28 protein-coding genes and 1 pseudogene are annotated in these 26,817 nt (G+C 53.2%); 23 read left to right on the top strand and 6 right to left on the bottom strand.

What is annotated here, in order from left to right; translation table 11 throughout:
* Positions 1-53: 53 nt before the first annotated feature.
* A complete protein-coding gene (locus tag NNL35_RS19540; RefSeq protein ID WP_006678456.1) occupies positions 54-965 on the top strand; it encodes a LysR family transcriptional regulator in 912 nt (303 codons plus the stop codon).
* 24 nt (positions 966-989) lie between these two features.
* Positions 990-1,613, top strand: a complete 624-nt coding sequence (locus NNL35_RS19535) for a LysE family translocator (protein ID WP_006678455.1) — start codon at positions 990-992, stop codon at positions 1,611-1,613.
* A gap of 5 nt (positions 1,614-1,618) precedes the next feature.
* Here the strand turns inward: NNL35_RS19535 and NNL35_RS19530 are convergent, their stop codons facing one another.
* Both NNL35_RS19530 and NNL35_RS19525 read right to left on the bottom strand, forming a co-directional pair.
* Positions 1,619-2,113, bottom strand: coding sequence for a GlcG/HbpS family heme-binding protein (locus tag NNL35_RS19530; protein ID WP_006678454.1), 495 nt, complete (start codon positions 2,111-2,113; stop codon positions 1,619-1,621).
* Between the two features lie 161 nt (positions 2,114-2,274).
* Complete coding sequence (locus NNL35_RS19525; RefSeq protein ID WP_040732887.1) at positions 2,275-2,943, bottom strand: DJ-1/PfpI family protein; 669 nt, start codon at positions 2,941-2,943, stop codon at positions 2,275-2,277.
* A gap of 143 nt (positions 2,944-3,086) precedes the next feature.
* On the opposite strand from NNL35_RS19525, the gene NNL35_RS19520 reads away from it, so the two are divergent.
* Together NNL35_RS19520 and NNL35_RS19515 are read left to right on the top strand one after the other, a co-directional pair.
* Positions 3,087-3,992 (top strand): LysR family transcriptional regulator, encoded by a 906-nt coding sequence (locus NNL35_RS19520; protein ID WP_006678452.1) that lies wholly within the window; start codon positions 3,087-3,089, stop codon positions 3,990-3,992.
* A gap of 99 nt (positions 3,993-4,091) precedes the next feature.
* A complete protein-coding gene (locus NNL35_RS19515; protein ID WP_006678451.1) occupies positions 4,092-4,466 on the top strand; it encodes an FAS1-like dehydratase domain-containing protein in 375 nt (124 codons plus the stop codon).
* 119 nt (positions 4,467-4,585) lie between these two features.
* Here the strand turns inward: NNL35_RS19515 and dapA are convergent, their stop codons facing one another.
* Positions 4,586-5,491: a 4-hydroxy-tetrahydrodipicolinate synthase gene (dapA, locus tag NNL35_RS19510; protein ID WP_100226412.1), complete on the bottom strand. Its 906-nt coding sequence runs from the start codon at positions 5,489-5,491 to the stop codon at positions 4,586-4,588.
* Positions 5,492-5,713: 222 nt separating this feature from the next.
* On the opposite strand from dapA, the gene NNL35_RS19505 reads away from it, so the two are divergent.
* The 10 genes from NNL35_RS19505 (at position 5,714) to NNL35_RS19460 (ending at position 15,316) form a co-directional block, all read left to right on the top strand.
* A complete protein-coding gene (locus NNL35_RS19505; RefSeq protein ID WP_006678449.1) occupies positions 5,714-6,670 on the top strand; it encodes a carbon-nitrogen hydrolase family protein in 957 nt (318 codons plus the stop codon).
* Positions 6,671-6,782: 112 nt separating this feature from the next.
* A complete protein-coding gene (locus NNL35_RS19500; RefSeq protein WP_006678448.1) occupies positions 6,783-7,859 on the top strand; it encodes a bifunctional 3-deoxy-7-phosphoheptulonate synthase/chorismate mutase in 1,077 nt (358 codons plus the stop codon).
* Between the two features lie 32 nt (positions 7,860-7,891).
* Positions 7,892-8,812, top strand: a complete 921-nt coding sequence (locus tag NNL35_RS19495) for a COX15/CtaA family protein (protein WP_006678447.1) — start codon at positions 7,892-7,894, stop codon at positions 8,810-8,812.
* Positions 8,813-9,046: 234 nt separating this feature from the next.
* Positions 9,047-9,952, top strand: coding sequence for a ubiquinol oxidase subunit II (gene cyoA / locus NNL35_RS19490; RefSeq protein ID WP_006678446.1), 906 nt, complete (start codon positions 9,047-9,049; stop codon positions 9,950-9,952).
* A gap of 36 nt (positions 9,953-9,988) precedes the next feature.
* Entirely contained in the window at positions 9,989-11,953 is a 1,965-nt protein-coding gene (locus NNL35_RS19485) for a cbb3-type cytochrome c oxidase subunit I (protein ID WP_006678445.1), read from the top strand.
* A 7-nt stretch (positions 11,954-11,960) separates the two neighbouring features.
* Positions 11,961-12,587 (top strand): cytochrome o ubiquinol oxidase subunit III, encoded by a 627-nt coding sequence (gene cyoC, locus NNL35_RS19480; RefSeq protein WP_006678444.1) that lies wholly within the window; start codon positions 11,961-11,963, stop codon positions 12,585-12,587.
* On the top strand, positions 12,588-12,917 hold the full coding sequence (cyoD, locus tag NNL35_RS19475; protein WP_006678443.1) for a cytochrome o ubiquinol oxidase subunit IV: 330 nt from the start codon (positions 12,588-12,590) through the stop codon (positions 12,915-12,917). It abuts the gene before it with no gap.
* Between the two features lie 26 nt (positions 12,918-12,943).
* A complete protein-coding gene (locus NNL35_RS19470) occupies positions 12,944-13,291 on the top strand; it encodes a c-type cytochrome (protein ID WP_006678442.1) in 348 nt (115 codons plus the stop codon).
* On the top strand, positions 13,288-13,863 hold the full coding sequence (locus tag NNL35_RS19465) for an SCO family protein (protein WP_006678441.1): 576 nt from the start codon (positions 13,288-13,290) through the stop codon (positions 13,861-13,863). The genes NNL35_RS19470 and NNL35_RS19465 overlap by 4 nt, the downstream gene beginning before the upstream one ends.
* Before the next feature lie 28 nt (positions 13,864-13,891).
* Positions 13,892-15,316, top strand: a complete 1,425-nt coding sequence (locus tag NNL35_RS19460; protein ID WP_006678440.1) for an NAD-dependent malic enzyme — start codon at positions 13,892-13,894, stop codon at positions 15,314-15,316.
* Between the two features lie 75 nt (positions 15,317-15,391).
* Here NNL35_RS19460 and pdxR read toward each other — a convergent pair whose 3' ends face one another.
* Positions 15,392-16,828: a MocR-like pyridoxine biosynthesis transcription factor PdxR gene (gene pdxR, locus NNL35_RS19455; protein WP_254553675.1), complete on the bottom strand. Its 1,437-nt coding sequence runs from the start codon at positions 16,826-16,828 to the stop codon at positions 15,392-15,394.
* A gap of 388 nt (positions 16,829-17,216) precedes the next feature.
* On the opposite strand from pdxR, the gene NNL35_RS19450 reads away from it, so the two are divergent.
* From NNL35_RS19450 to NNL35_RS19435, 4 genes are all read left to right on the top strand, one after another.
* On the top strand, positions 17,217-17,636 hold the full coding sequence (locus NNL35_RS19450; RefSeq protein WP_006678439.1) for a GNAT family N-acetyltransferase: 420 nt from the start codon (positions 17,217-17,219) through the stop codon (positions 17,634-17,636).
* 220 nt (positions 17,637-17,856) lie between these two features.
* Positions 17,857-18,984, top strand: a complete 1,128-nt coding sequence (locus NNL35_RS19445) for a leucine-rich repeat domain-containing protein (protein ID WP_006678438.1) — start codon at positions 17,857-17,859, stop codon at positions 18,982-18,984.
* Positions 18,985-19,001: 17 nt separating this feature from the next.
* Positions 19,002-19,712, top strand: coding sequence for a hypothetical protein (locus NNL35_RS19440; RefSeq protein WP_040732877.1), 711 nt, complete (start codon positions 19,002-19,004; stop codon positions 19,710-19,712).
* A 15-nt stretch (positions 19,713-19,727) separates the two neighbouring features.
* Positions 19,728-20,108 (top strand): hypothetical protein, encoded by a 381-nt coding sequence (locus NNL35_RS19435; RefSeq protein ID WP_254553674.1) that lies wholly within the window; start codon positions 19,728-19,730, stop codon positions 20,106-20,108.
* Positions 20,109-20,161: 53 nt separating this feature from the next.
* Here NNL35_RS19435 and NNL35_RS19430 read toward each other — a convergent pair whose 3' ends face one another.
* Positions 20,162-21,649: a sensor histidine kinase gene (locus tag NNL35_RS19430; RefSeq protein WP_254553673.1), complete on the bottom strand. Its 1,488-nt coding sequence runs from the start codon at positions 21,647-21,649 to the stop codon at positions 20,162-20,164.
* Positions 21,646-22,329, bottom strand: a complete 684-nt coding sequence (locus NNL35_RS19425; protein WP_006678436.1) for a response regulator transcription factor — start codon at positions 22,327-22,329, stop codon at positions 21,646-21,648. Before NNL35_RS19425 ends, NNL35_RS19430 begins: the two co-directional genes overlap by 4 nt.
* A gap of 225 nt (positions 22,330-22,554) precedes the next feature.
* Between NNL35_RS19425 and NNL35_RS19420 the strand changes: the two are divergent.
* From NNL35_RS19420 to NNL35_RS19405, 5 genes and pseudogenes are all read left to right on the top strand, one after another.
* A pseudogene (locus NNL35_RS19420) lies at positions 22,555-23,493 on the top strand (S1C family serine protease); the annotation flags it as partial.
* 34 nt (positions 23,494-23,527) lie between these two features.
* Positions 23,528-23,845, top strand: coding sequence for a S1C family serine protease (locus tag NNL35_RS30725; protein ID WP_138985659.1), 318 nt, complete (start codon positions 23,528-23,530; stop codon positions 23,843-23,845).
* Positions 23,846-23,973: 128 nt separating this feature from the next.
* Positions 23,974-24,735 carry a hypothetical protein gene (locus NNL35_RS19415; protein ID WP_254553672.1) on the top strand — a complete coding sequence of 254 codons (762 nt, stop codon included), beginning with the start codon at positions 23,974-23,976 and terminating at the stop codon, positions 24,733-24,735.
* 176 nt (positions 24,736-24,911) lie between these two features.
* Positions 24,912-25,256, top strand: a complete 345-nt coding sequence (locus NNL35_RS19410; RefSeq protein WP_006679358.1) for a four-helix bundle copper-binding protein — start codon at positions 24,912-24,914, stop codon at positions 25,254-25,256.
* Between the two features lie 487 nt (positions 25,257-25,743).
* Positions 25,744-26,781: a UDP-N-acetylmuramate dehydrogenase gene (locus tag NNL35_RS19405; protein WP_006679357.1), complete on the top strand. Its 1,038-nt coding sequence runs from the start codon at positions 25,744-25,746 to the stop codon at positions 26,779-26,781.
* The last annotated feature ends 36 nt before the right edge of the window (positions 26,782-26,817 follow it).

Here is a 26,817-nt window from a genome sequence, read left to right as displayed (position 1 = left end):
TAATATATTTTGAACGATACTTATAATGAAAATATATAATAGGAGCGCCTGGTATGAATTTGCATGCCCTCAAAATATGTTATACCGTTGCCTTGACAGGCAGCGTTACGAAAGCGGCGGAGAAGCTGAATATTAGCCAGCCGGCCATCACGGCCCAGATCAAGAAATTCGAGAAGGAATTGGGTGTATCTTTGTTCGAACCGAAAGGAAGGGGAGTCGCGCTTACAGCCATTGGACAAAAAATAATGAATCCGACAAAGCGGCTTTTTGCGCTGGAAGAGCAAATCGAAGCGATTGTGGATGATTATCGAAATCATCGCAGCGGGAGATTGCGTATCGTCGGAACCTATCTGGCAACGAGCTACCTCATTCCCAGATGGGCCGCCCAATTCAAAAGCAATCATCCGGAAATTGAAGTGTTGATTACAACGGCGAACTCGCAGGAGGCGCTGGAGCAGCTCATCCATTATGCGGCGGATATCGCGGTATGCGGAGGGGAGCCCGATAGTCATTCCGAGGAAGTGCATCGGGAGGAGCTGTATCAGGATGAAGTATGGTTCGTCGTCGCTCCTGACCACAAGTATGCGAATCGGCATATCACCTTTCGTCAAATGATGACGGAGCCTTTTATTATGAGGGAGGAAGGAAGCGCGGTTCGGGAGCGGCTATTCTCTCTATGCAAGACGTACATGGTAAGCCCTCCCCAAGTCGCGCTCCAATTTAGCGGACTGAACGAGACGATACATGCAGTCGCTTCCGGGTATGGAGCCAGCTTCATCTCTTCTCTGGTAGCCAGGGAGTATGTCGAGCGGGGAGAGCTGGCACAAGTGCATGTGGACGAGCTGCTTCCCGTCAATACAATTGCTTTATGTACGCGTAAACACGAAAAATCCGAAGCTTACGTTACCGAATTTATATCGATTATTCGCAGAAATCTGCATGGCTTCACGAATGGAACCGATTAAAATGAAACGAGGGGAGCTGATGGAATGGACATTCTGTCTGTATTATCTTTTCTGGGGGTAGCCGTTCTTCTTACATTGATGCCTGGCCCAGATAATGTGTTTGTCCTTGCGCAGAGCATATCGCAGGGGAGAAAAGCAGGCATAGCAACGGCACTTGGGCTTTGTTCAGGCCTTATCGTACACGTTGCCGCCGCGACATTCGGGATTTCTGCGATCATTTATCAATCCACACTTGCATTTGCAGTCGTGAAGTATGCCGGAGCAGCCTATTTATTGTTTTTGGCCTGGAAGTCGTTCCGTGAAAAAGATGCCGGTCTCACGATGAATGATGAGAAATCGTTAAACTATTACGCGTTATACAAAAAAGGAATTTTGATGAATCTCCTGAATCCGAAAGTGTCTTTGTTTTTCTTGGCTTTACTGCCTCAGTTTGTCGATCAAGCAGCCGGTCATGTTCCGGTACAAATGCTTGTTCTGGGGATCGTTTTTATTCTCCAGGCCATCATACTGTTTAGTGTGATTAGCTTTTTTGCGGAAAAACTGCGTTACCTATTGTTACGAAATCCGTCGATCTCTCGCAAGATGAACTATATCCAAGGTTCTTTGCTGGGGCTTATCGCCGTGCAAATTGCCTTCAGTGAAAAGTGATTAGTTCATTCACGAATGAAGTAAGGCGAGGGAACCGCTGAATGGTGCGTGCCAATTCGTACGGTTCCGATTGGCGAGCCGCCTCGCTCGTGAATACTCTCGAACGCTTGCACGGCGGCATTGGCCACTTCGATGTCTTGAGCGCTTGTGCCGCCGCTTACGCCGATTCCCCCGACGAGGACCCCTTTTTTGACAAGCGGGATGCCTCCGCCCAAGATGACGATTCTTCCTTGATTCGTCGTGTTGATGCCGAAGGACGGGCCGCCGGGAAGCGCTGCCTCAGACAGATTGGATGTCGGCATTTTCATCGCCACACTGGTCCATGCTTTGTTGACAGCGATATCGATAGCGGCGATTCGCGCATTATCCATCCGGTGCAGCGCGATGAGGTTCGTCCCTTCGTCCACAATAGCGATCACCTCGGATAGACCGAGCTCGCGAGACTTCCGTTCCGCGGCGGCGAGCAGCAGCTTCGCCATTTCCAATGTCAGTTTGATCAAGTTCATTCACTCCCAGATGTTTATCTCGTGTATTGTATGGTCATTCACCCAGATTCGTGATTGGGGATGGGATGGCATCAAGGTGATACAGAAAACCGCTCCCCGGTTCAAACCGGGAAGCGGCTGCTGAAGAAGCTGTCGATTTCGTTCGGCAGATTTTTTTATTTTCCAATTGGATTGAAATATTCAATATCATCTTTGTAGATGCTGTACGCTTCGGCATACTCCATCACTCTGGCTACATCCGAGATGAAGGCTTCGTCATATCCGGCCCGTCGCAACAAATGGAAGCCCATTTCCATGCCGGAGGCGATGCCTGCGCCCGTAATGATTCGGCCGGCATCGACAATGCGTGCCCGGCTGATCGTGCACGCCGGCGCGAGTTCGGCAAGCCGATCGATGGGCACCTTGCCCATGTCGGAAGCTTCCATCCGATCCGGTTCTTTGCGGCTGGTCGCCGGCAGCCCGTCGAGCAGCCCCATGTTCCCATAGATCCAGGAGCCGGTGCATACGCTGGTCAGCAAGGTCGTCTCGGGCAGAGACCGTATAAATTGGTGCAGCCGTTTGTTGTAGGTCTCCTGCCGGGTTCCGAACCCGCCAGGGATGAGAAAGGCATCCATATCCGGCATGTCATTGAAGCTGTAATTGGGGTGGACTGTAAGGCCGGCTTGGGTCTGGACGGGTCTTAACGCATCAGCGACCAGAAAGGCATCAAGCCCGGGATCCAGCCTGCGCGCTACCGAAAATACCCCGTATGGCGCTGCATAATCTACGACTTCGGCATCTTTGAAAATATAGACACCCAATCGGAAACCTTGTTTTTTACTCATTCTTCATCCTCTCGCTTTCCTATCGAATTTTGAAATCGATTTGTGATATTGTTGCGAGATTTATGATATCATGGAATTAGCTATCGCAGTCATGAGGAAATACGATAGAATGTATTTCGTTTTTCGATATCAGGAGGGGACCTATGATAGAACTGCTGGAAGGAAGAGTCATGAAAACCTTTATTGCCGTGATGGAAGAAAAAAGCTTCAGCCGGGCGGCGGATCGGTTGGGATATGTTCAATCGACGGTAACCACCCATATTCAGTCTCTGGAGCAGGCGTGCAAGCAGAAATTATTCCATCGCTTGCCGCGCGGTGTGAAGCCAACGCCCGCCGGTGAAAAAATGATGAAATATGCCTATCAATTTGTTCATTTGGGATCTTCGATCGAGGAAGCGATGAATGAGTTGGAGCAGCCCAAGGGCACGGTTTATCTTCGTATGCAGGAATCTTTTTTTCTGACGCGCTTTTCTTCCTTTATGCCGTATTTTGTGAACAAGTACCCGGAAGTCAAATTGCGGATTGAAGCGGGCTTTTATCAGGATATTCTCGATCATGTGCTGGAGCATGCGATTGATTTCGGCATGGTTCCGCGCGATCCGCAGCGGCATGATATCGTCTTTTATCCCTTGGTGGAAGAGAAATTGATTTTTATTGCTTCCCGGGCGCTGATGAGGGAGGTGGAGACGGAAGGGCTTCAGCGGTTAAGCCAAGAGGTCTTGATTAGCTTCGGAACCGATTGCCTGTATCATACGCAAGCGAACCAGGCGCTGCAGGAGGCGGGCATTGCCGTGAAGGAGGCGCTGGAGCTCCCAAGCCTCGACATGATTAAGCAATCCGTGAAATGCGGGTCAGGCTTTGCCTTGATTCCGGAAATTGCGGTGCAAGCCGAACTTGTCTCAGGAGAGTTCGACGTGCTTCCCATCCGTTCAGACATCCGCTCGACGCATGGAATGATCGTTCATAAAAGCAGAGAATTAAGCTATCCGGCTAGATTGCTGCTGTCGGAATGGACAGAGCATTCCAATGTGCAGTCCTTATACTTCTAAAAGGTGTTTTTGGTAGAACAAGGCAAAAAATGAATGGTCATTCATTCAACACTGTGTTAGGATGAAAAACAGAATATTACATTTGAAGGAGGGGAAGTGATGATTCAAATAAATGATGTTTTTACATGGGAAAGAACGTTTACGAAAGAAGATGTTTTGGAGTTTGGACGTATTTCTGGGGATCAAGGCAGGCACCATGTAGAACCTGATGAAAGAGGACGTTTAATGGTTCAGGGTTTATTAACTGCAAGTATAGGAACAAAGATTGGCGGTGATTTAAACTATATCGCAAGAGAGATGGTTAGTGAATTTATTCGGCCTGTTTTTACTGGCGATACGATTACATGTAAAATAACTCTAACCAATCTTGAACAATTGGAAGGCTTCAAAAAGGTGGAATTGAAGTCGGTATATAGGAATCAACAAGGAAAAGAAGTGATAAGAGGGTCGAGCCGTGGAATAATAAGAGACTAAAAAACAGAGAATTAAGCAACTTGGCCCGCTTGCTGCTGTCGGAATGGACAGCACATGCCATTGGCTGACATGGATAAGCCTCCACACCAGAAGGGTGAGGAGGCTTTTGGCGTTCGATGCTATGTTCCCGCGTGCCCTTGGATGAGACGAGTTCCCTTTTTGCTCGCGGCGCTGCTAATCGCGGTCATCGGCAGGCGAAGCCGGTCAGACCGGATATGTCCGCGCTGCGCGAGCAGCCATTTCAGCGGAGCGGGATTCGGTTCGGAAAAGAGAAACTGGATAAGCGGCAGCAGTTGATCGAATATTCGCCGCGATTCATTGATGTTATCCGTCTGATACTGCTCATATACTTGCACGAACTGATCGCTGTCCAGATTCGCGCTGGCTAATATTCCTCCAGCCGCTCCGCAGCATAAGGAAGCAAAAAACAGTTCATCCTCTCCGCACAGCACCGGCTTGGTCATGCAGCGGGCCAGGGCGGCAAGCCGCTTCAAATTGCCTGTGCTTTCCTTGAGTCCAATCACATGATCCATCCTCATGATCGCTTTTATCGTCTCCAGTTCAAGCTGCACCCCCGTGCGATAAGGGATATCGTACAGAATTACGGGCAGCTCTGCCTCGGCAAGCGCCTGAAAATGCTGGATGATGCCTTGCTGCGACGGACGATTGTAATAGGGCGTGACGACGAGAGCGGCATCCGCTCCAAGCGATTTGGCCTGCGCGGTTCTCTTCACGGTAGCTGACGTATTGTTAGAGCCGGTACCGACAATGAGCGGGACGCCTAGAGTTGCCGGGATGGCTTGGCGCGCGGTCAGGATTAAGTCTTCCAGCTCGCGGGATTCGATCACCGGGGATTCCCCGGTCGTTCCATTCACGATCAGGCCGTGAATTCCTTTGCTCACCAAGCGCGCAATCAGTTTTTTGAACGAGTCGAAGTCTACATTCCCGCTGCGATCGAAGGGCGTAACGATAGGAACCATAACGCCACGCAAATGATCTTGGGTAAGCACTGCTATCCACTCCATTTCTCAAAATAAGTGATGAACCATGCATGAACATGCTTCTCGTCGCATGAATGTAATCAAGAATGTAAAGCATTGCGTTCGGAAAGTAACCACCCATTTGGGATGGATTAGGGCAATCCGGTTTGCCAGGCAAAGTGGCTGGTCCAGAAATCGTCAGATTGGATGGTTACGGGTTGAGGCATTTCCGTTATATTCAAGGCGGCATGAAAGGGGGATAGGGGAATGAAGAAGCGTTATATCAAGGTTGCTGCCATTCAATCCGCACCCATCTTGTTCGATAAGCCCAGCGCCATGGATAAGATTGCCCAGATGACAAGAGAGGCAGCCGGACAAGGGGCGGCATTGATTGTGTTCCCGGAGGTGTTCGTTCCGGGCTACCCGCGGGGACTCAGCTTCGGCGCGCGCGTCGGCAGCCGGAATGCCGACGGGAGAAGAGACTGGGAGCGCTATTGGGCCAGCGCCATCGATATCCCGGGGGCGGAGACCGAGGCCTGGGGCGAGCTGGCGAAGGAATTGGGCGTGTATCTGGTCATCGGCGTAGTGGAGCGGGACCGGGAATACAGTACCGGAACGCTATACAATTCCATCGTATACATCGGTCCGGACGGCCGTCTGTTAGGCACCCATCGCAAGCTTGTCCCTACCGGTTCGGAACGGCTGTTATGGGGTCAAGGGGACGGCAGCACGCTGACGGTCATCGACACCCCTGTCGGAAGAATCGGCGGGTTGATCTGTTGGGAGAACTACATGCCGCTCGCCCGCATGGCCATGTATGCGCAAGGCATCGACATTTACCTGGCTCCTACGGCAGATGCCCGCGATACGTGGCAAGCGACGATACGGCATATCGCCTGTGAAGGCCGCTGCTTCGTCATTGCCTGCAATCAGTTCGCGACCAAGGCTTCCTATCCTGCCGATGTGGCCTGCTATGAGGACATCAAGGGAGATCCCGATATGCTGTGCAGAGGTGGAAGCGCCATTGTTGGTCCGCTTGGCGAGTATGTCGTGGAGCCGCTCTATAACGAGGAAGGCATTCTCATGGCCACCCTCGATCTTTCCGAGGTTGCCCAAAGCCGTTTTGATTTCGATGTGACGGGCCATTATAGCCGTCCAGACGTCTTTCAATTGATCGTGAACGATAAAAAACAAGAAGTCGTACGAACTGCAGGCATGTCATAATGATAGGAGGGCCGCATCGCTGCGGAGCCTCGCCTTGGCCGCCCTCGGGCGCCCTAAGCCAGACACGACCTTGGGTCGTGTTTTTTGTAGAAAGAGAAAAGGAGAGAACGCCATGACGCAACGAAATGTACATCAATTGCGGGAGCAATTGGACGCGATTAACGCACAACTGCTGGAGCTGCTATCGGAACGGGCGCGCATTACCCAGGAGATCGGGAATGAAAAAGGGAAGCAGGGCGTTCCCAGGTTCGACCCGGTGCGGGAAAAAGCGATGCTTGACAGGTTAGTCGCCAGCAATAAAGGGCCTTTTGACGACAAAACGATTCGCCACCTGTTCAAGCAAATTTTTCAGGCGTCGCTGAACCTTCAACAAGAGGAGCAGAAAAAGCATCTGCTGGTCAGCCGCAAAAATCAGCAGGAAGATACTATCGTCACGCTGGATCCGATTGCGATCGGAGGGGGAACGCCTGTCATGATCGCCGGACCCTGCTCGGTCGAGAGCTATGAGCAGGTTCGCCAAGTCGCCGCGGCGCTCAAGGAAGCAGGCATTACGGTCATGCGCGGGGGAGCCTTCAAGCCAAGAACATCCCCTTACGATTTCCAGGGTCTCGGGGTAGAAGGCCTCAAAATATTGAAAGAAGTCGGCACCGAGTTCGGATTGAAGACGATAAGCGAAATCGTGGACCCAGCGCATATCGAGATGGCCTGCGAGTATATCGACGTGATCCAGATCGGCGCCAGAAATATGCAGAATTTCGAGCTGCTGAAGGCGGCGGGAGAGGTGCGCACGCCGGTCCTGTTAAAGCGCGGGTTGGCGGCCACGATCGATGAATTCCTCCACGCGGCGGAATACATTGTATCGCGGGGCAATACCCAAGTGATGCTGATCGAACGCGGCATTCGGACGTATGAGAAAGCGACCCGGAACACGCTCGATATTTCTGCCGTTCCGATTCTGAAGCAGGAGAGCCATCTTCCGGTGCTTGTCGATGTCACGCATTCCACCGGCCGGAAGGATATTATGGCACCTTGCGCCAAGGCGGCGCTGGCCGCGGGGGCAGACGGCGTCATGATCGAGGTTCATCCCGATCCCGCCACCGCATTATCCGACGCCGCACAGCAGATGAATATCGAGGAATTCAATCGATTCTATACGGAAGTGCAGCAGTCAGGCTTACTTCGACAGTAGGATAATACAGCACAGAGAAGAGGTCATGTCTTTTGTTATCGTTTCGTTACCGCTTGTTGGCATGGTCTTCATTCGTCGGTATGTTTCTTGTATTGCTTGCGGGAGCTCTTGTGACCAAGACCGGTTCCGGGCGCGGCTGCGGAGATGACTGGCCCTTGTGCAACGGGAAATTTGTCCCGGCCTACACGCTGGAATCCTTAATCGAGTATTCGCACCGCTTCGTTACCGGAATCGTGGGCATCCTTGTGGTGGTGACGTTCTGGCATACATGGCGTTATCTAAGACATCATCGCGAGGCGGTGGCGTATGCCGGCGGAACGCTGTTGTTCACGATCGTCCAGGCCTTGATGGGAGCGGCGGCGGTCAAATGGCCGCAGCAGCCGGCCGTTATGGCGCTTCACTTCGGGATATCGCTGCTTGCGGTAGCCAGCAGCATGCTGCTGGTGGCATGGTGTTATCGGGTGGATCAAAAGCAGGAGCCTGCTTCTTCCCGCCAACTTCCGAAATTGATCTGCATCGCGGCATGGGGGATCTGGATCTACTGCTATGGCGTCGTGTATTTGGGAGCCTACATCCGTCATACGGGGACCGAAGGGGCCTGCATGGGCTGGCCGCTATGCAATGGGCAGCTGATCCCGTACCTGTCCGGGGCGTCGGGAATTGTCTTCGCGCATCGCGTCGCCGCCGCGGTCCTGCTTCTTCTGCTTGCCGGATTGCATATCCTTGTTCGCCGCGCCGCCATCAAGAACCGGCGATCCGACTGGAAATACGGAACCGTGATAGCCCTCGCGCTCACCATCGCACAGATTATGAGCGGCGGACTGCTCACGGCGACGATAGCCGACGAGAATGCCTATTTATTTGCCAGCCTTCTCCATAATGTGCTGGCAACGCTGCTGTTCGGCGTGCTGACGGACATCGCCATCCGATCTTGGAAGCATCGAATTCACTAAGGCTGGGCAAACCTGAAGGTCATTTCACAAAGACGCCTTCAACTTCGCTATCATAGCGGGGTTGAAGGCGTTTTTGCCTATTATGGGGGACGGACGGATCACTAGTGAACAAAATGTTTCAGTTTATTGAACATGGTCGGTTTTTTCATTTCGCGAGTGGATGGTGACACCTGTACCGTTCCCTTTTAAAGTAAGGCGTGATGTAAATCACACCATTCGATAGGAGATGAAAAAATGAAGAGATCCAACGCCTTCCGCTGGCTGGCGTTCGTATCCATGCTCGTGCCGATGCTCTTGCTGACCGGATGCACCGAGCATATCATCGTGCTCGATCCGAAAGGGCCGATTGCCGAACAACAGCGGGATCTCATGGTGATCTCCACCGTGTTGGCATCTATCGTTATCGTGCCGGTTCTTATACTTACGGCGATCATTGTGTGGCGCTACCGGGACAAGGAGGGCAGGACAGCGAAGTATGCGCCGGAGTGGGAACACAACACCAAGCTGGAAGTCATCTGGTGGGGGATTCCGATCGTGGTGATTGCCGTGTTAGGCATTATTACCGTACAGAGCACATATGCCCTGGAGCCGTCCAAGCCCCTCGAATCCGACCACAAAGCGCTGACCATCCAGGCGACCTCGCTGGACTGGAAATGGTTGTTCCAATATCCGGAGCAAGGCATCGCGACGGTCAATACCATCAAGATCCCGGAGGATGTGCCCATCCGATTCGAGATTACGGCCGATTCGCCGATGAATTCCTTCTGGATTCCGCAGCTGGGCGGTCAGATGTACGCGATGTCGGGGATGGCGATGACGCTTTATTTGCAGGCGGATGAGCGCGGCCAATATTGGGGCTCGGGTGCGAACTTCACCGGCAAAGATTTTGCGAAGATGCACTTTGACGTGGAAGCCACTTCCCAGGAGGAATTCGAACAATGGGTGAGCGAGGTCAAGGCCGCGTCGCCTGCGCTCACATTGGAAGGCTACAAGCAGTTGGCGGAGCCAGCCGCATCCGACGTGAAGACCTTTTCCTCGTTCCCGGAAGGCCTGTTCTATATGACGGTCACGAAGTATGCTTCCTCGCACAACCATGGCTTGTCCTGGGAAGACATTCAGAACATCAAGATCCAAGATTAACGGGGTTCGAATCGAAAGGGAAGGTGAGACTGCTCCATGTGGGAGAAAGTAAAAAGCTTTGCATCGGAATTTTTTGTGACGGGCGACCCGTTAATATACGGTGCCGATGTCACCATCGTTCTGACCATTATCGCGATTGTATTTGGACTGACGTATTTCAAAAAATGGGGCTGGCTGTGGCGTGAATGGCTGACGACGGTCGATCATAAAAAGATCGGCATCATGTACATCCTCTCCGCTTTCCTGATGCTGTTCCGCGGCGGAGTGGACGCGCTCCTGATGCGGGCGCAGCTGGCGATGCCGGAGCTGAGCTTTTTGACGCCGGATCATTATAATCAGATCTTTACGACTCATGGCGTCATTATGATTCTATTTATGGCGATGCCGTTCATGTTCGGTCTGTTCAACGTAGTCGTGCCGCTGCAGATCGGCGCGCGCGATGTCGCTTTTCCGTTTTTGAATGCGCTGAGCTTCTGGCTCTTCTTCTGGGGCGCGATGCTGTTCAACTTGTCCTTTGTCATCGGGGGATCCCCCGATGCGGGGTGGCTTGCGTATCCGCCTTATTCGGAGCGGATGTTCAATCCGGGCGTCGGCCAGGATTTCTATATATGGGGGATCCAGATATCGGGGATCGGAAGCCTGATGACCGGCATCAACTTTATCGTCACGATTCTGAAAATGCGCGCTCCCGGCATGAAGCTGATGAAAATGCCGTTGTTCCCGTGGTCGGTGTTGTCGAGCTGCATCGCGATCATCTTTTCGTTCCCGATCTTGACGGCAACGTTGGCGCTGCTGTTTTTGGACCGCTATTTGGGGGCGCATTTCTTCACCCTGGACGGCGGCGGCAACCCGATGATGTATATCAATTTGATCTGGATGTGGGGTCACCCCGAGGTGTATATCATCATTCTGCCTGCCTTCGGCATTTTTTCGGAGATTGTATCCACCTTTGCGAAGAAAAAGCTGTTCGGCTATAAATCGATGGTGTACGCCATGATGATCATCAGTATTTTATCGTTTCTCGTCTGGGCGCATCATTTCTTTACGATGGGCTCCGGCGCGGATGTCAACGCCTTTTTTGCGCTCACGACGATGCTGATCGCGATCCCGACCGGCGTCAAAGTGTTCAACTGGCTGTTCACGATGTTCCGGGGGAAAATCACCTTCGAGACGCCTATGCTGTGGACGATCGGCTTTATCGTCTGCTTTATCGTCGGCGGGATGACCGGGGTGCTTCTGTCGGTTGCGCCGGCCGACTTTCAGTTTCACAACAGCTACTTCCTGATTGCGCATTTCCATAATACGATTATCGGCGGCGTCGTGTTCGGTTATTTCGCCGGCTTGTATTATTGGTGGCCCAAGCTGTTCGGCTTCACGCTCAACGAGCGGATTGGGAAGTGGGCGTTCTGGTTCTGGAATATCGGATTTTACGTCTGCTTCATGCCGCAATATGTGCTTGGGCTAATGGGGATGACGCGCCGGCTTGTGACTTACGGATGGGACAAAGGATGGTGGGAAATGAATCTGGTATCCACCATCGGAGCCGTGCTGATGGCAATCGCCTTCTTGCTCCAGGTATGGCAGATCGTGTACAGCGTGAAGTACTCGCCAAAAGATACAACGGGAGATCCGTGGAACGGACGCACCTTGGAATGGTCGATTCCTTCTCCGGCGCCGCATTATAATTTTGCGACGCTGCCGCAAGTGTCTTCCCAGGATGAATGGTGGGAGGAGAAGCAGCGGCGGGCGCGAGGGGAACAGCCTTCAATACCGCCGAAGCTGGAACCGATCCATATGCCGCGCAATTCGGGCATTCCTTTTGTCATGTCGATGTTCTGGTTTACGGCCGGATTCGGGTTCGTATTTGACTGGGTCTGGATGACGGTGGCCGGTCTGGCCGGCGTGGCGGTATGCATGCTGGTTCATTCCTTCAATTACAATACCGACTATTATATCCCGGTAGAGGAGATTACACGCACAGAAGCTGCGCTAAGGGGGTAATACAAGAATGGCTCACATCAACGATTCCGTACATGCCGGCCATCCCGCGCCGCATTCGGATCATCATGACCATCCGGATATGGAGGACATGCGCACATTCGGATTCTGGATCTACCTGATGACCGATGTCATCATTTTCGGCACGTTGTTCGCTGCCTATATTGTCCTGCAGCCGAACCGGAACGGCGGTCCGGGCCCGGAAGAGCTGTTCCAGCTCGGCGGTATAATCGCCAGCACGATCATTCTGCTGACGAGCAGCTATACGAGCGGCCTCGCTGTGCTGGCCATGCACCGGGGCAAGCTCCGGGCCTTGATCGGCTGGCTCGGTGTCACGGCCTCGCTCGGCACCGCCTTCATCGTGTTGGAGGTCAATGAATTTATTCATCTCGTTCACGAGGGAGCCACGATCAGCACGAGCGCGTTCCTCTCGGCTTTCTATACCTTGGTCGGAACGCACGGGCTTCATGTGTCGATCGGATTAGTCTGGATGATTGCGTTAATGATTCAGCTGGCCAAGCATGGCATTACGCCAGTCACGAAGCGCAAGGTGAATGTCATCAGCCTGTTTTGGCATTTCCTTGACGTCGTATGGATTTTTGTCTTTACCATTGTCTACTTGATGGGGGTGAGATAGATGGCGCAGCATGATACGACAGCTCCGCAGGATACCGGGAGCCACGGCTCCTTCCGATCGTATACGCTCGGCTTTCTGTTCTCGATCGTGCTGACGATCATTCCGATTACGGCCGTCCTGTACGGCTGGGCCGAGGGGATGGCGAACACCATCGTGCTCATGACGGCAGCCGTGCTGCAGTTCATCGTGCAATTGATATATTTCATGCATTTGCGGGAGGAGCCCAAGCCCCGGTATAACCTGGTGACATTGATTTTGGGCTTGATCATCTTGCTCGTGATCGTGGTCGGCTCCATGTGGATTATGCTCTACAATATGGTGGAGACATGAGGCGGTCATCTTCACGGGGGGTATCGTTGGGCGCTGGACTGCTTATCGTCGCGCTGGCGCTTGCCCTCGCTGCGTGCAGCGGGGGAACGGACCGTCAGGGGAGAGAAGCGGGAGCGGCTGCTCCTGGGGAGGCCGCGGCGATGACCATATATAAGAAGCAGTGCTTATCCTGCCATGCTGCTGATCTGAGCGGAAGGGTGGGGCCGAGCTTACAGGAGATTGGCTCGAAAATGTCAGAGCAGCAGCTCATCGACACGATACAGGATGGCGCCAAAGGGATGCCGGCCTTCAAAAAAGTGCTTCGTGCCGATGAAATCGAGACGTTGGCGCAATGGCTCTCTACCCACACACAAGCGGAGGGGGATGACCAATGAAAAAAGCAGTCTTATCCGTCTTGCTTGGCCTGATGATGGTGTTCGCCTCCGCATGCAGCGGCGGGAAGCCGAATCAGCTTCAGTACGAGGTGGCGCCTTTTGCGTTCATGAACCAAGACGGGAATCCGGTATCCTTGTCCGATTTGAAAGGGAAGGTATGGATCGCGGACATGGTGTTCACCTATTGTGCCACGGTATGTCCGTCGATGACGGCCAATATGGCTGAATTGCAGCAGCGGCTCCAATCAGCGGGCGTGGATGCGACGCTGATCTCGTTCTCCGTCGATCCGGAGCGGGACGATCCGGAGGCGTTAAAGCAATATTTGACGAAGTTTAACGCCGATTTCTCGAATTGGCATGCGCTGACCGGCTATTCGTTCAGCGAGATCAAAACCTTTTTGCTCGATTCCTTCAAGACAGCCATTGCCAAGGATGAGTCCTCGGATCAAGTCATTCACGGGACTTCGTTTTTCTTGGTCGACCCGTCAGGCACTGTCGTGGCCAAGTACGACGGGATGATCGATACGCCCTACGACAAAATCATTAAAGATGTGAAAGCATTGCAGCGTTAACAATATGGCGGCGAGGGGGAAGTAACTTATGCACAACTCGTTGGAAATGAGCACCAGCGTTATTTTGCGGCTGGAGTATGATCAAGATGCCGCAGCCTTTGGAGCGATAGCCTCATCGATAAGCGATGCCGGAGGCGACATCGTCGCGATGGACATCAATCGCGCAGGGCCTGTGCGAACGGTGAGAGACATTACGGTTCATCTGCGTTCTCCGCAGGATGTTGGACGTATGGTCTCCGCGGTTGGCCAGCTGCCCGGGGTTACGGTAATCAACGTATCGGATCAGACCTTTCTCATGCATTTGGGCGGCAAAATCGAGATTCATCCCAAGACGCCCATTAAAAATCGGGATGATCTGTCCCGTGCCTATACGCCTGGCGTGGCGCAGATCTGTATGGCGATTCATCAAGATCCCGACCGCGCCCATACGCTGACGATCAAGCGGAACACGGTAGCCGTCGTCTCCGACGGCTCCGCCGTCCTTGGCCTTGGATCGATCGGGCCGGAAGCCGCGATGCCAGTCATGGAAGGGAAGGCGGTGCTCTTTAAGCAATTAGCCGGCGTCGATGCTTTTCCGATCTGTCTAAGCACCCAGGATACGGAGGAGATGATTCGCATCATCAAAGCGATCGCCCCGGCCTTCGGCGGGATCAACCTGGAGGATATTTCGGCTCCGCGCTGCTTCGAGATCGAAGAACGGCTGAAGCAGGAGCTGGATATCCCGGTCTTTCATGATGATCAGCATGGAACCGCTGTCGTCATCCTGGCTGCGCTGTACAATGCCGTGAAAGTGGTCGGAAAAAAACTGGAGCAGTGCAGAGTGGTCGTATGCGGCCTGGGGGCGGCAGGGATGGCCTGTGCCAAAATATTGCTGGCCTCCGGAGTGACCGACCTGATCGGCGTGGACCGTCAAGGAGTCCTCGTGAGCGGACGCAATTATTCGGATCCGCTCTGGAACTGGTTCGCCGGACAGACGAATCCGCGGAAGGTGGAAGGCAGCCTCTCCGCAGCCCTTGAAGGGGCTGACGTATTTATCGGTCTATCCGGTCCGAATATTTTGAAGGCGGAGGATGTGAAGCGGATGGCGTCAGACCCGATCGTGTTTGCGATGGCCAATCCGACTCCTGAGATTATGCCGGAGGAAGCGGAGCCGCATGCGCGCGTCATTGCGACAGGGCGATCGGATTACCCGAATCAGATCAATAACGTATTATGCTTTCCCGGCATGTTCCGCGGCGTGCTGGATTGCAGGGCCGCCCGAATTACGGAATCGATGAAGCTTGCCGCGGCCCAAGCGATCGCTTCGGTCATCGGCGACGAAGAACGGAATGAACAGTACATTATTCCAAGCGTCTTCCATCCCCAGGTGGCGGATAAAGTGAGCAAAGCGGTCATCGCGGCAGCCTATGAAGCCGGAGTAGCGCGGCGCAGCCGGGAGCCTCGCGATAAGTAATCAATGTAAAAAGGTGAATGAACTGACGTGTATAGGATAGCTATACAGCGCGTTCATTCACCTTTTTTGCTTGCTCTAACCAAGAACGGCCCGAAGAGAGGCCGCGAATGCGGCAATGCCCGGGGCGATCTGTTCCGCCTTCGGCCTTGCATAAGTGAATCGCACATAACCGGAATCGGAGCCGTACACACTGCCGGGCGCGAAGATGACACCATTGCGGATCGCTTCCTCCAGCAGCTTGCCGTCATTGACCTCGGGCAAGATTTTACACCACAGGTGCAAGCCCCCCTGCGGCACCGAGAAGCTGACCAACCCTGGAAGCTCGCGCTGAAGCGCTTCGATCGCCACATCCCGCTTGTAGAGCAGATTCATGCGCAAGCGGTCCAAGTGCGGCCGGGTATAGGCGGATTTCAGGAACTGGGCAGCCACCTTTTGCGGAACGACACTAAGCCCGAAGTCCATCTGTTGTCTGGCATCGGCCAGCCGATCGACAACGGAATGAGGCGCGACCATCCATCCGACACGCAGCCCGGAGGCTGCGATTTTGGAGAACGAGCCGATATAGAGGACCGAGCCGAGCGAATCCATGGACTTGAGCGGCCGCGGAGGCGTTCCGTCATAGGCCGTCAGGCTGAAGGGATCATCCTCGACAATCGGCAGCCCCAGCTCGCTCGTCACATGGAGCAGTTCTGCCCGGCGTTCGGCATCGAGGAGGGCGCCTGTCGGATTCTGATAATTCGGATTGAGGAAGACCATCTTGATTCGATGTTTCTTATAAAGCGCGCGCACATCCTCGGGCCGGATTCCATGCTGGTCGACGGGAAGGCGGAACAAGCGCAGACCTGCCGATTGGAACATGGGCAGCGAGTAGCAATATGAAGGATCTTCGATGGCCACCGCATCTCCAGGGGCGAGCAGACACTGCGTGATTAAATATAACGATTGCTGGGAGCCGGATGTGATGAGGATGGACGACTCTGTCGTCTGAATGCCCCGATATTGACTTAAAAACGAGACGAGCGCTTCCCGAAGCGGCAAAAATCCTTGCGGATTATCATACCCGAGATATCCGGTATAGTGGTTTTCATCGATCAGCGCATTGATTTCTTCCACAGGAGAGAGGTCCGCCCCCAGCTCGCCGCTCGCAAAATCGATTAATGTGCTGTCCTGCTGCAGCGCTTCCCGGATACGGCGCAAAAAGGCGACGTTCGGCAGAAAGCTTCCGCCCTCGCAATACCGGTGCCAGTTCGGGGTATGCTTCGGCGTCGCCCCCCATTTATCCTTGCTTACCCGGGTTCCGCTTCCCGAACGGCTCTCGATGATTCCCAACGCGCGAAGCTCGGCGTAAGCCAGAATCACAGTGCTTCGGTTCACTCCCAATTGCCCAGCTAATTTGCGTTCGGAGGGCAGCAGACTGCCTGGCGGGAACTCGCCGTATGCGATTCTCCGTTCAATGTCATCCGCTATCTGTTGATAGAGAGGCTGGCTGCTGCGGCGATCAGGCATCCACATCAATATCACCTCCTGCCTGCTGTAGTAAGATCGAGGTTCTCGCAGAATTCTTTTATCATACCATTTGGCTTGTGCTAATGCTCCGCTCATCTTTGGCGAAAAAATATCAATATTTTGAACATGGATGGGGATCCGGGGGATGAATTGGATGGTCTGCAGGCATGTCATAAACATGAATTTTCGAATTACGAAAATCAGCCAAGATGTAGTATAGTAGCGACGTGCGCAGGAGAACTGCAAGAAAGTGCGGAGACGGCAAGGAATGCGAAAATACGGCGTCGAATAAAAACATATTGTGGTTTTCCAAACCCTACCCGAAAGTTGAGCAAGATAGTCCACTAAAGGAACATGTTCTATTTCATATCAAGGCTCTACAGGAGGAATAACGATGACAAACAGACCGAAGCTTTTTCACAGCACACCCGAAGAATCCAAGCATGTCCTGCACAAATTGATTGAGTTCAATGCCAAATGCGTGCCCAACGCCCACCTTGAAGAAGTTAATTTATGCTTGAAGGATGATAACGGAGCGATTGTTGCCGGCCTGAACAGCACCGTGCTATGGAATTGGATGGAAGTTGATATTTTATGGGTGGATGACAATCACCGCGGACAAGGGTTGGGGAAACGGCTATTGGAAGAAGCCGAGCAAATCGCGAGAGCAAAAAAATGTACGTTCATTAAACTGAATACCTTCAGCTTTCAAGCTCCCGAATTCTATAAGAAATATGGCTACGAGGTTGTCGCTATTTTCGAAAATGCGCCGATTGGATGCAAGCACTATTATTATAAGAAGGATCTTACATAAATAGCGAGAGGGAAAAGAGCTGGCCGTTAAGGAGGAAGCATGAGATTGAGAGAACTGCTGAACGAAATCACGGAACTGCTTCGGGGAGATCTGCCGGAATTGGCCGCATCTCTCAACCCGCCCGCCACGGAGATAGAGCTGGCTGCCGATTAGCAAGGATTGGGGCGGCAATCACCTTGGCATCGACCTCGATCCCGATGAGCAGGGAAGGAAGGGCCAGTTGATCAACTTCGGCCGCGATGAAGAAGTCAAATATGTCATTGCTCGTCGTCTGACCCATCTCCTGCAATTTATCCGCGATGTGGCGAAGGAGAGGAATTATACCGTCCATGAAGAAGAAGACTATCGCTTCTGGAGCTATGGGCGGGACAGCCAAGTCCATTTTCTCGATGCGATCCGATCGCTGGATCTGCCTGTGCTCGAGCCGCTTCGGGTCGATTCGAATGTACCGGATCCGCTGGCATGGTTCGGCGGGCTGGATGACAAGTGGAAGGCGAGGGTGGTGGCGGCGTGCGGATCGCCGGAAGCTTTTGTGCGTGCGAAGCAGCTTCGCTTCATACAGGAGGGGCTGACGGATATTGATCCCCTGGCACGCTGTAACGATGTGCGGGAATTGGTGCTGAGCATGAACGAGATCCGGTCGATTGAAGCGGTGAGTCATTGTACGCAGCTGAAGAGGCTGTATCTGGGGAAAAATCCAGTATCGGATCTCCGCCCGCTGCAGGGATTGATGCATTTGCAGGAGCTGTTCCTGTCGGGTTCGGCAGTCACAGATCTAACTCCTCTTGGCCTGTTGCCTAAGTTAAGAGCTTTGGATGTGCGGCAGACGGCAATTCGTGATTGGTCGCCGCTCAAATCGGTTCACAGTCTGCGCGCTTTGGAGGTCAGCCGTCCGGATGGCGAGCAGCTTCGCAGTCTGGCGGAGCTGGAGCAGCTTGCTGAACTGACGCTGTCCGGGCTTGGTTCCGTTGCCGAGGACGATCTGGCTGTCCTGGGACAGCTCATGAATTTGCGGGTGATTCAACTGGAGGAGGTTTCTTTGCCGAATCTGGAGTTTTTACGGAATTGCCGCAAGCTTCGCACCGTGAAGATGACCAATTCGGCCGTGAAGGATATTTCGATCTTGGCCGATCTGGAGAATGTGCAGTCCCTGGAGCTAAGCGGCTGCCCGGATATCGGCAAGCTGGAGGAGATCGCCCGATCAGCCTCGTTGAAGAAAATCACGGCCTCTTTTCAGCAGTTTGCGCTGTTGAAGGATCGTTTTGACCGGAAAATCGACTTTTCCACGATGACCGGATCCATGACCGATGAAGAAGAAGAGATCTGGTACGAGTACGTAAGAGCCTAGAATGGAGGAACCACCCGATGAAGCGAATGCTGGTCGATCGCAGCAGCGGCAAAACATGGAGTATTCGACGCAATGGCAATCAAGTCATCACGTCCTCCAATGGCGGCAAAGAGCAGGAAAAAATGTTCGATACCCCGGAACAAGCGGCCAAACACGCGGAAAAGGAAGTATGGAGCAGACTGAAAAAAGGCTTCGTTCTGAACAACCTGGAAGCGGGGGCGGGGGAACCCGTCCTTCATCGGTATATCGGCAGCGGGTATACCGGATTTGTGCCGCTTGCGCCCGTGCCCGGCACCAATACGTTATATGCCGGTTATGTTGTCGGACAATTCGAGCGAGAACAGATTTTTCTGCTGGACGAGCATGGCGCCATGCGGCATACTTATGACCTGGCGGGACATCATTTGATTTACGAGATGCGGTACTGTCCGGAGGCCGGAGAGCTGCTTATCAATGACAGCCATCACATTCGGGGCTTGTCGATCGACAGCGGAGCTCTGCGGGATTACGCTTCCGCAGCGAGATATCCCGTCAGCACATTGGCTGTATCCGGCAGCACGGCCGTATGGTACGACGAACCGCGAATCGTCGTGTATGATTTGCTGAAGCAATGTGAGATCGATAGTAAAAAAGTGGAGTGCGAGCTGTATGGCGGGCACAGCCCGCAGCTGTGCGCCGCCCTCTCGCACAGCGGTCATATGCTCGCTTCGTGCTCCCATAGCGGCTAGATCTCCATGTGGGATATGTCAGCCAAGAAGGAGACGGTGATTGCCAAGCCTGCGAACGCCATGACGGCGGCGATGTTTTTCTCGCCTGACGATCGGTATCTGTTCACGCAGGAGCAGTACGGGACATCGGGATTAATGTGCTACGATCTGAGCACCATGGCGCCATGCGGCGGCTGGGATATGGGCAGCAACATCCGCAGCTGTGCCGCCGATGCCGCCAAAGAGCTTGTGGCCGTGTATCAGTATGGCAAGATCATCCTGTATCATATGCGCACGAAGCAATGCATCCTTGAGTTCCAACTCGAGCATGTGGTCAAGAACTGCTCGCTGGCGTTCACGGCAGATTATATAGCCGTCTATACCGATTACGGCTGCGTAAGCTTGTATAAGTTATAAAAATGGCAACGGCTCCGTCCGCTATCGGCAGCGAACGGAGCCTTTTCCGTTATCTATGTTCCTCCATCGCATCCGTGCAGGGGAGGAACGGATGCCGGCAGCGTGACGATAAACGCGCTGCCCTGTCCTTCCGAGCTGATGACGCGGATCGATCCTCCGTGCGCCTCCACAATCGACTTTGTTATCGATAAGCCAAGCCCGGCACCGCCGTACTTGCGGGTGCGGGAAGACTCGCTGCGGTAGAAGCGGTCGAACAAATGGGGAAGATGCCTCTTGCCGATCCCCATCCCATTATCCCGCACCGTCAGTTCCACGCCGCCGGGCACGGTTTCGGTCGAAATCCGAATCTCTCCTTTTTCCGGATCCGTATGCTGCACGGCGTTATGAAATAAATTCAGGACCACCTGCTTCATTTTGTCCGGATCATACATGCACTTCGCATCCTCCGCCAGAGCGAGCGTCAGATGCCGCTGTCCGCCAAGCAGACGAAGCTGCGGCTCCAGCTCTTGAAGCACGCGATTCAAGTCGCCGTCCGCGAGCTCCATGACCGGAGCCCGGTCCAGCTTCGCGAGCAGAAGAAGATCCTGCACCAGCTTATTGATCCGCTCGGATTCCCCGTACATCGAGATGAGCGCTCTGCGCAGCTGCTCCGGCTGGTTCATGGCGCCGCGGAGCAGAACCTCAAGGAATCCGTGAATGGATGTCAGCGGCGTCCGGAGCTCATGGGAGGCGTCTGCGACAAAGCGGCGCATCTGCTCTTTGGCTTCCTTTTCCGCTTCGAACGAGGATTCCAGCCTTTCCAGCATACCATTGAACGATAACGCGAGCCGATCGATTTCGAGCTGGCCCTGACGGGACGGAAAGCGCTCCGCCAAATTCCCGGCATCGATTTTTCCGACGGTATGCACCATATTGGACAGCGGGACAAGCGTTTTTTTCAAGACCGGAAGGAAAGCGATCATGCCTCCAATCAGCGCCAGGACCGACAAGGAAAGAAAGGTAAGAAGCTGACTGGCCAGCATCTCCTTCAACGGCTTGGTGCTCGTATTGAGCTGAATGAGTCCGAGCATGCGCCCCTTCCATTCGAACGGCTGCAGCACGAGCAGCTGCTCCTCTCCCTGGCTGTCGTTCATGACCCGATAATTGACTTCCTTCCTGCTCTTGTTCATGACCGCTTGATATTCTTCCGGTGACAGTTCAGGCGGATCGGCCATCTTATCCCCCATGGATACAGCCTGTATCGTGCCGTTCGCATCGATAATGGAGAGCGACGCATCGGCAGGCAAAAACAGCATCGCCCGCCGCCCCGAAACGCCGGTATCTCGGTCCGTCAGCAGCTGCCATGCCTCGCGGGGAAAGGATAAGATTTGGCTTTTCAAGCTTTCCGCCTTATTTTCATATACGAATTGCTGCATAACCAAATACTGAAATACGCCGATGAGCATCAGCAGTGCGGCGAGAATGAGAAGGGAGCGGGATAACAGCTGAAACCGCAGCGAGCCCGGATGGATGAAGCGCCGGATTCGTTCCGCCGCCTTCATGGAAGATCGACCCGGTATCCGGCTCCGCGCAGCGTCCGAATTAGCCGGTGCTCCCGGTCGTTCAGCTTTTCCCGCAATGATCGGATATACACCTCGACGATATTTTCCTCACCGCCGAAATCATAGCCCCATACTCTGTCCAATATCATTGCCTTGCTGAGCACAAGACCCTGGTTAAGGACCAAAAACTTAAGCAGCTCATATTCCGTCGGGGACAGCTCCAGCACCCGGCTGTCGAAGGTGATCTCCTTGCGCCGGTCATCGATCCGGAACGGTCCGGCCACGACCTCGCCGAACAAATGAGGGAACTGATTGCGGATTCGCGCGTGAATGCGCGCAAGCAGCTCCTCGAAGCTGAACGGCTTCATCATATAATCGTCCGCGCCGAGCGTCAGCCCTTTCACCCGATCGTCCACTTCATCTTTGGCGGTCAGCATGATGACCGCTGCGTTCTCGGATTTCTTAATCATCCGGCACACCTCGAAGCCGTCCATTCCCGGCATCATAACGTCGAGAATGACGACATGCGGCTGGAACTCGCTCGCCATCGCCACGGCCGCCAAGCCGTCCGTCGCGGTCTGTATCTCGAAGCCTTCATTGGTCAGGCCAAGTTCGAGGAACTGCAGTATGTTCGGTTCGTCATCGACGAGCAGTATTTTGATGCCTTTCAATTGTCCCATATGGATCCTCCTGCCTGTAAGCCGCTTGCACACGCGGACTTTGCTCCAACCAGTATAGAGGAGGAAGCTGAAGCCGCTCTTAAAAGAATCTGAAAACAAGCTGAGAAACAGGGATTCCTGGGGATCCAAATAAAGGTTTCAGTGAATGCTCAGCGGACGGACACGCTTCCTTCAGCAACGGGCTGCATAATAAACCCATGCTCAGGCAGAAAGGTGGTATATAAGATGAATGAAGAAATGAAAGAGACGAGCAGCGTCATTGTACCGCTTGAGATTGCTCCTGCACGCCGGCAAGATGCCACGCGAAGCGCAAGCTCATGGCGGCCGATCTTTGCAGCTTTTATGGCCGGATCCATGGCTCTCGGGGGACTCCTGTTCGCAGCCGGCCGGATGGATGTATTGGGCGGCGATGAGCCGCTTGCCTACAACGTATCAGCCGAAGCCCCTGCCGAGAGCGGGATTCAAACCGCTTCGTTCAACGGAGCGGGGTCCGGCAGTCTCTCCAGCATCGTAAGCCAAGCCAGTCCGGCAGTTGTCAAAATCGAAACGAAAACGAAAGCAAGCTCGAACCGCAACAATACGCTGTCCGGCAGCCCGTTCTTCCGGCAGCGGCTTGACAATGGCGGCAGCAGCGGCACTTCCGGGCAGGGGGACGACAGCGGCACTTTACAGCCTAGCGGCACAGGCTCCGGTTTTTTGTTTGAAGCGGAAGGATATATTTTGACGAATGAGCATGTTATCGACGGAGCGGATGAGATCGATGTCTATGTCCAGGGTTATGATGAGCCGTTCAAGGCGAAGCTGCTGGGCAGCAGTTATGATCTGGATTTGGCTGTGGTCAAGATAGAGGGGGACAAGCCGTTTCCCGCGCTGGCTCTCGGGAATTCGGACGCAAGCCATGTCGGCGATACTGTCGTAGCGATCGGTAATCCATACGAGTTCGATTCCACGGTGACCACTGGCGTGCTCAGCGCCAAGGAGCGGCCCATCCAGATCGATGACGAGCAGGGGACAAGATATTATAAACATTTGCTGCAAACCGATACGGCGATTAATCCGGGCAACTCCGGCGGACCTTTGCTTAATATGAACGGAGAAGTCATCGGCATCAATACGGCCGTCAACGCGGATGCGCAGGGAATCGGCTTCGCCATTTCTTCAAGCACGGTATCCTCGGTTCTGGATCGCTTGAAACATAATGAAACGATTCCGAAGGAGTCTTCGCCGTACATCGGCATCAGCCCTCAATATAACCGACGATATGCTGGCAGACTTGAAGCTGAGCAGCCCCAACGGAGTGCTCGTGGCAGACGTGCAACAGCAATCGCCCGCCTCTGCGGCCGGCATCCGCCCTTACGATGTCATCACGGCCGTCGACGGAGCGGACATCTCGAGTGTGCAGGAGCTTACCGACAAAATCGAAGCTTCCCCAGCAGGTGAAGAGATGACGCTTACGATTTCGCGCTATGGCCAACAACAGGAGGTGCGCGTGAAGGTAGGCGATAAGAACGACTAGGCCGCAACGCAGAAATGATCAGAGTCTTCATATTTTCAGGCAGTGTAAAGTCGGCATTCAGGGTGGGTTCAGGTGAACGGTCTAAACTCATTCTTGTAAGACAAAAAACCATTTTGGAGGGAAATTGAATGAAAAAAATGAACAAATCGCTTGCAGTCACCGCCTTTGGAGCTATTCTTGCCGTCAGTGCAATGGGGTCCGCCTTTGCGGCGGAAGCCGATACAACCTTAACTCAAGGGGCAGCCGCGAAGCATTTCTCCCTGATTAAAGAGCGCGGCATAAATTTTGAACAACTGGCAGCAGAGAAAGGCATTACTGTCGATGAGCTGAAAGCGCAAATGGAGCAGGAGCGCGAATCGAAGCTGGAGCAATTGGCGGCGGAAAAAGGCATTACGGTGGACGAGCTGAAGGCACAGATGGAGCAGGAACGCGGCACGAAAGGTAAATTCCGGGGCGGCCGGGACCTGGAGTCGCTGGCAGCAGAGAAAGGCATTACGGTCGATGAGCTGAAAGCGCAGATGGAGCAAGAGCGCGAAGCGAAGCTGGAGCAATTGGCGGCGGAAAAAGGCATCACTGTCGATGAGCTGAAAGCGCAGATGGAGCAAGAACGCGAAGCGAAGCTGGAGCAATTGGCGGCGGAAAAAGGCATTACGGTGGACGAGCTGAAGGCACAGATGGAGCAGGAACGCGGCACGAAAGGTAAAATCCGGGGCCTCCGTGACCTGGAGTCGCTGGCAGCGGAAAAAGACATCACTGTCGATGAGCTGAAAGCGCAAATGGAACAGGAGCGCGAAGCGAAGCTGGAAAAGCTGGCATCAGAAAAAGGCATTACCGTTGACGAACTGAAGACTCAAATGGAGGAAAACCACATCGTTCGCGGAACAAAATAATTTCAGTTGCAGCGAAGAACGGTCTGTTTTGTGCAGGCCGTTCTTTTTGTTCCGTTTCAATAGGGACGACCATATACCCTGTACCTGGCATCGGGACAAATGCCCAGGGCATAGAAATGGGATATATATATGCTTTATCCAAATTGATTTTTAGGGGGTCTGGTCAAGTGCAACCAATGATGGCTCATCCGATGATGTTCCCGCCGCTGTTAAAAACGGTGCAAGACTGCTTGAATATGTGCGAGCATATGGTGACCGCAATGCTCGGCACACCCGATATTCATGCCAGAAGAAGGCAGATTCTTCTGCTTCGGGATTGCGCGACGATATGTGTGACGATGGCATGTTATTTGGCGAGAGGCAGCATGTTTTCCAAGGCGACGGCGGGACTGTGCGCCCAGATTTGTGAAATATGCGGGAATGAGTGCGCCCGGTTCCCGGATCAAATGTCGCAAATGTGCAGCAGGATCTGTCTGAATTGCGCGCAGGAGTGCAGAGCATTTGCCATGATGCAAGGGTAAGTTCAGTAACGGCGGCTTATTTGATTAAAAACAGCCGGTTGTTCGTTTTTATGAGCAATCGGCTATTTTTATGTTTATAATCATTCTATTGGCCAGATGATGTGAAGTCTGTGAAACTTAACGAATTACAGGAGGAATACATACATGAAAATTTATAACTATGGCAAGGACATGGGACAGGAGATTAAGGCGTTTGACAGGGATATGCCGCATATTGGGAAGAGGGCGAATGGCATGAGACCAGGACGGAAGCGGGACTGACCGCGATTGTTATCGAAGGAGTGGCGTTGAATATAAAGATGAAGGAGGAAGAATGGCAGGCACACTGTGGAGCGAATTGAATTTGATCCGGTACCTTGATCATGGAGGAAGGCTATTTTTCTATATTAAAGGGCGTGCGAACAATATACAAGATTGTCATGTATAATGAAAAAGCCTGCATTGGTGAATCTTATGCGTCAAGTTCGAAAGGGGTTTTTTCACAGCGATGAATGATCGCAATCAGCTTTTTCATACATTGTGCAAGCGTCAAGTGCGGTTAGCGGAGCACTCTTCTTATGGAATCGGAGGGGAAGCGGATTATTTTGCAATGCCGGAAACGGCGGAACAGCTTATGACAATCTTGGATGGGTGCAAAACGTACGGGATGGAATATTTCGTGTTCGGCATGGGGACGAATATTCTGTTTCCGGAGCGGCCGCGGCGGGGAACCGTCTTTATTTCACTGAAGAACTTTGCCGAGATCAGACAGATTGACGGCTCCACATGGTTCATCTCGTCCGGTTTGCCGCTGTCGATGCTGTCCGTCGCAGGCTTGATCTGGGGAACATCCGGGCTTCATTTTACATATTTGCTGCCTGGCTGCGTGGGCGCCGGTATTTACATGAACGCGAAGTATCACGATGATCAAATGGGCGATAAGGTAGAGAAGGTATATTATGTGGATGCAGCCGATCCGTCACTGTCTCTGCAAGTCATCCGTGCCGAAGATTGCCGGTTCTCCTATAAACAATCGATCTTTCAACAAAAGCCATGGATCATCGTAGGGGCGGAGATCCGGGTTCCCGAGCCTGAAGCACCGGTACAGAGCGGACTCGGCGGCATCCTGGAGAGATATAAGGAAGGGAGCGGCAAGCTGTCGTCGCTATCGCAGTTTTATTCTTTCTTTTCCAATGAAGTTAAGGAGCTTCAGCTTAGAAATCACGCCATACCTGGGCAACTGTCGGACATTGACAAGTACCGGACGGGGAACCGGCATTTTACTTCCCGATCTTGTGGCTCTTTTTTTAAAAATAACTATGCGGCAGGCGCCTCGATCGGCGCTCTCGTCGATAGGCTGAACTTAAAAGGACTCGCTCATGGCGGGGCGATGATTTCGCCGTATCATGGCAATATGATTTTGAACCATAACGATGCGACGGCGTCCGATATCCTTTATTTGAAGGATATCATCTCTGAGGGGATTTACCGGCACTTCGGTTTCATTCCCGAGCCCGAAGTAGTGATCGTTCCGGAAGATAAATAAGACGACCGGATTGACCTTTACGTTACGTCATAGTCT

This window comes from Paenibacillus dendritiformis (assembly GCF_945605565.1).
GTDB classification, from domain to species: Bacteria; Bacillota; Bacilli; order Paenibacillales; family Paenibacillaceae; genus Paenibacillus_B; species Paenibacillus_B dendritiformis_A.
This window is presented reverse-complemented; position numbering and strand designations above follow the sequence as displayed.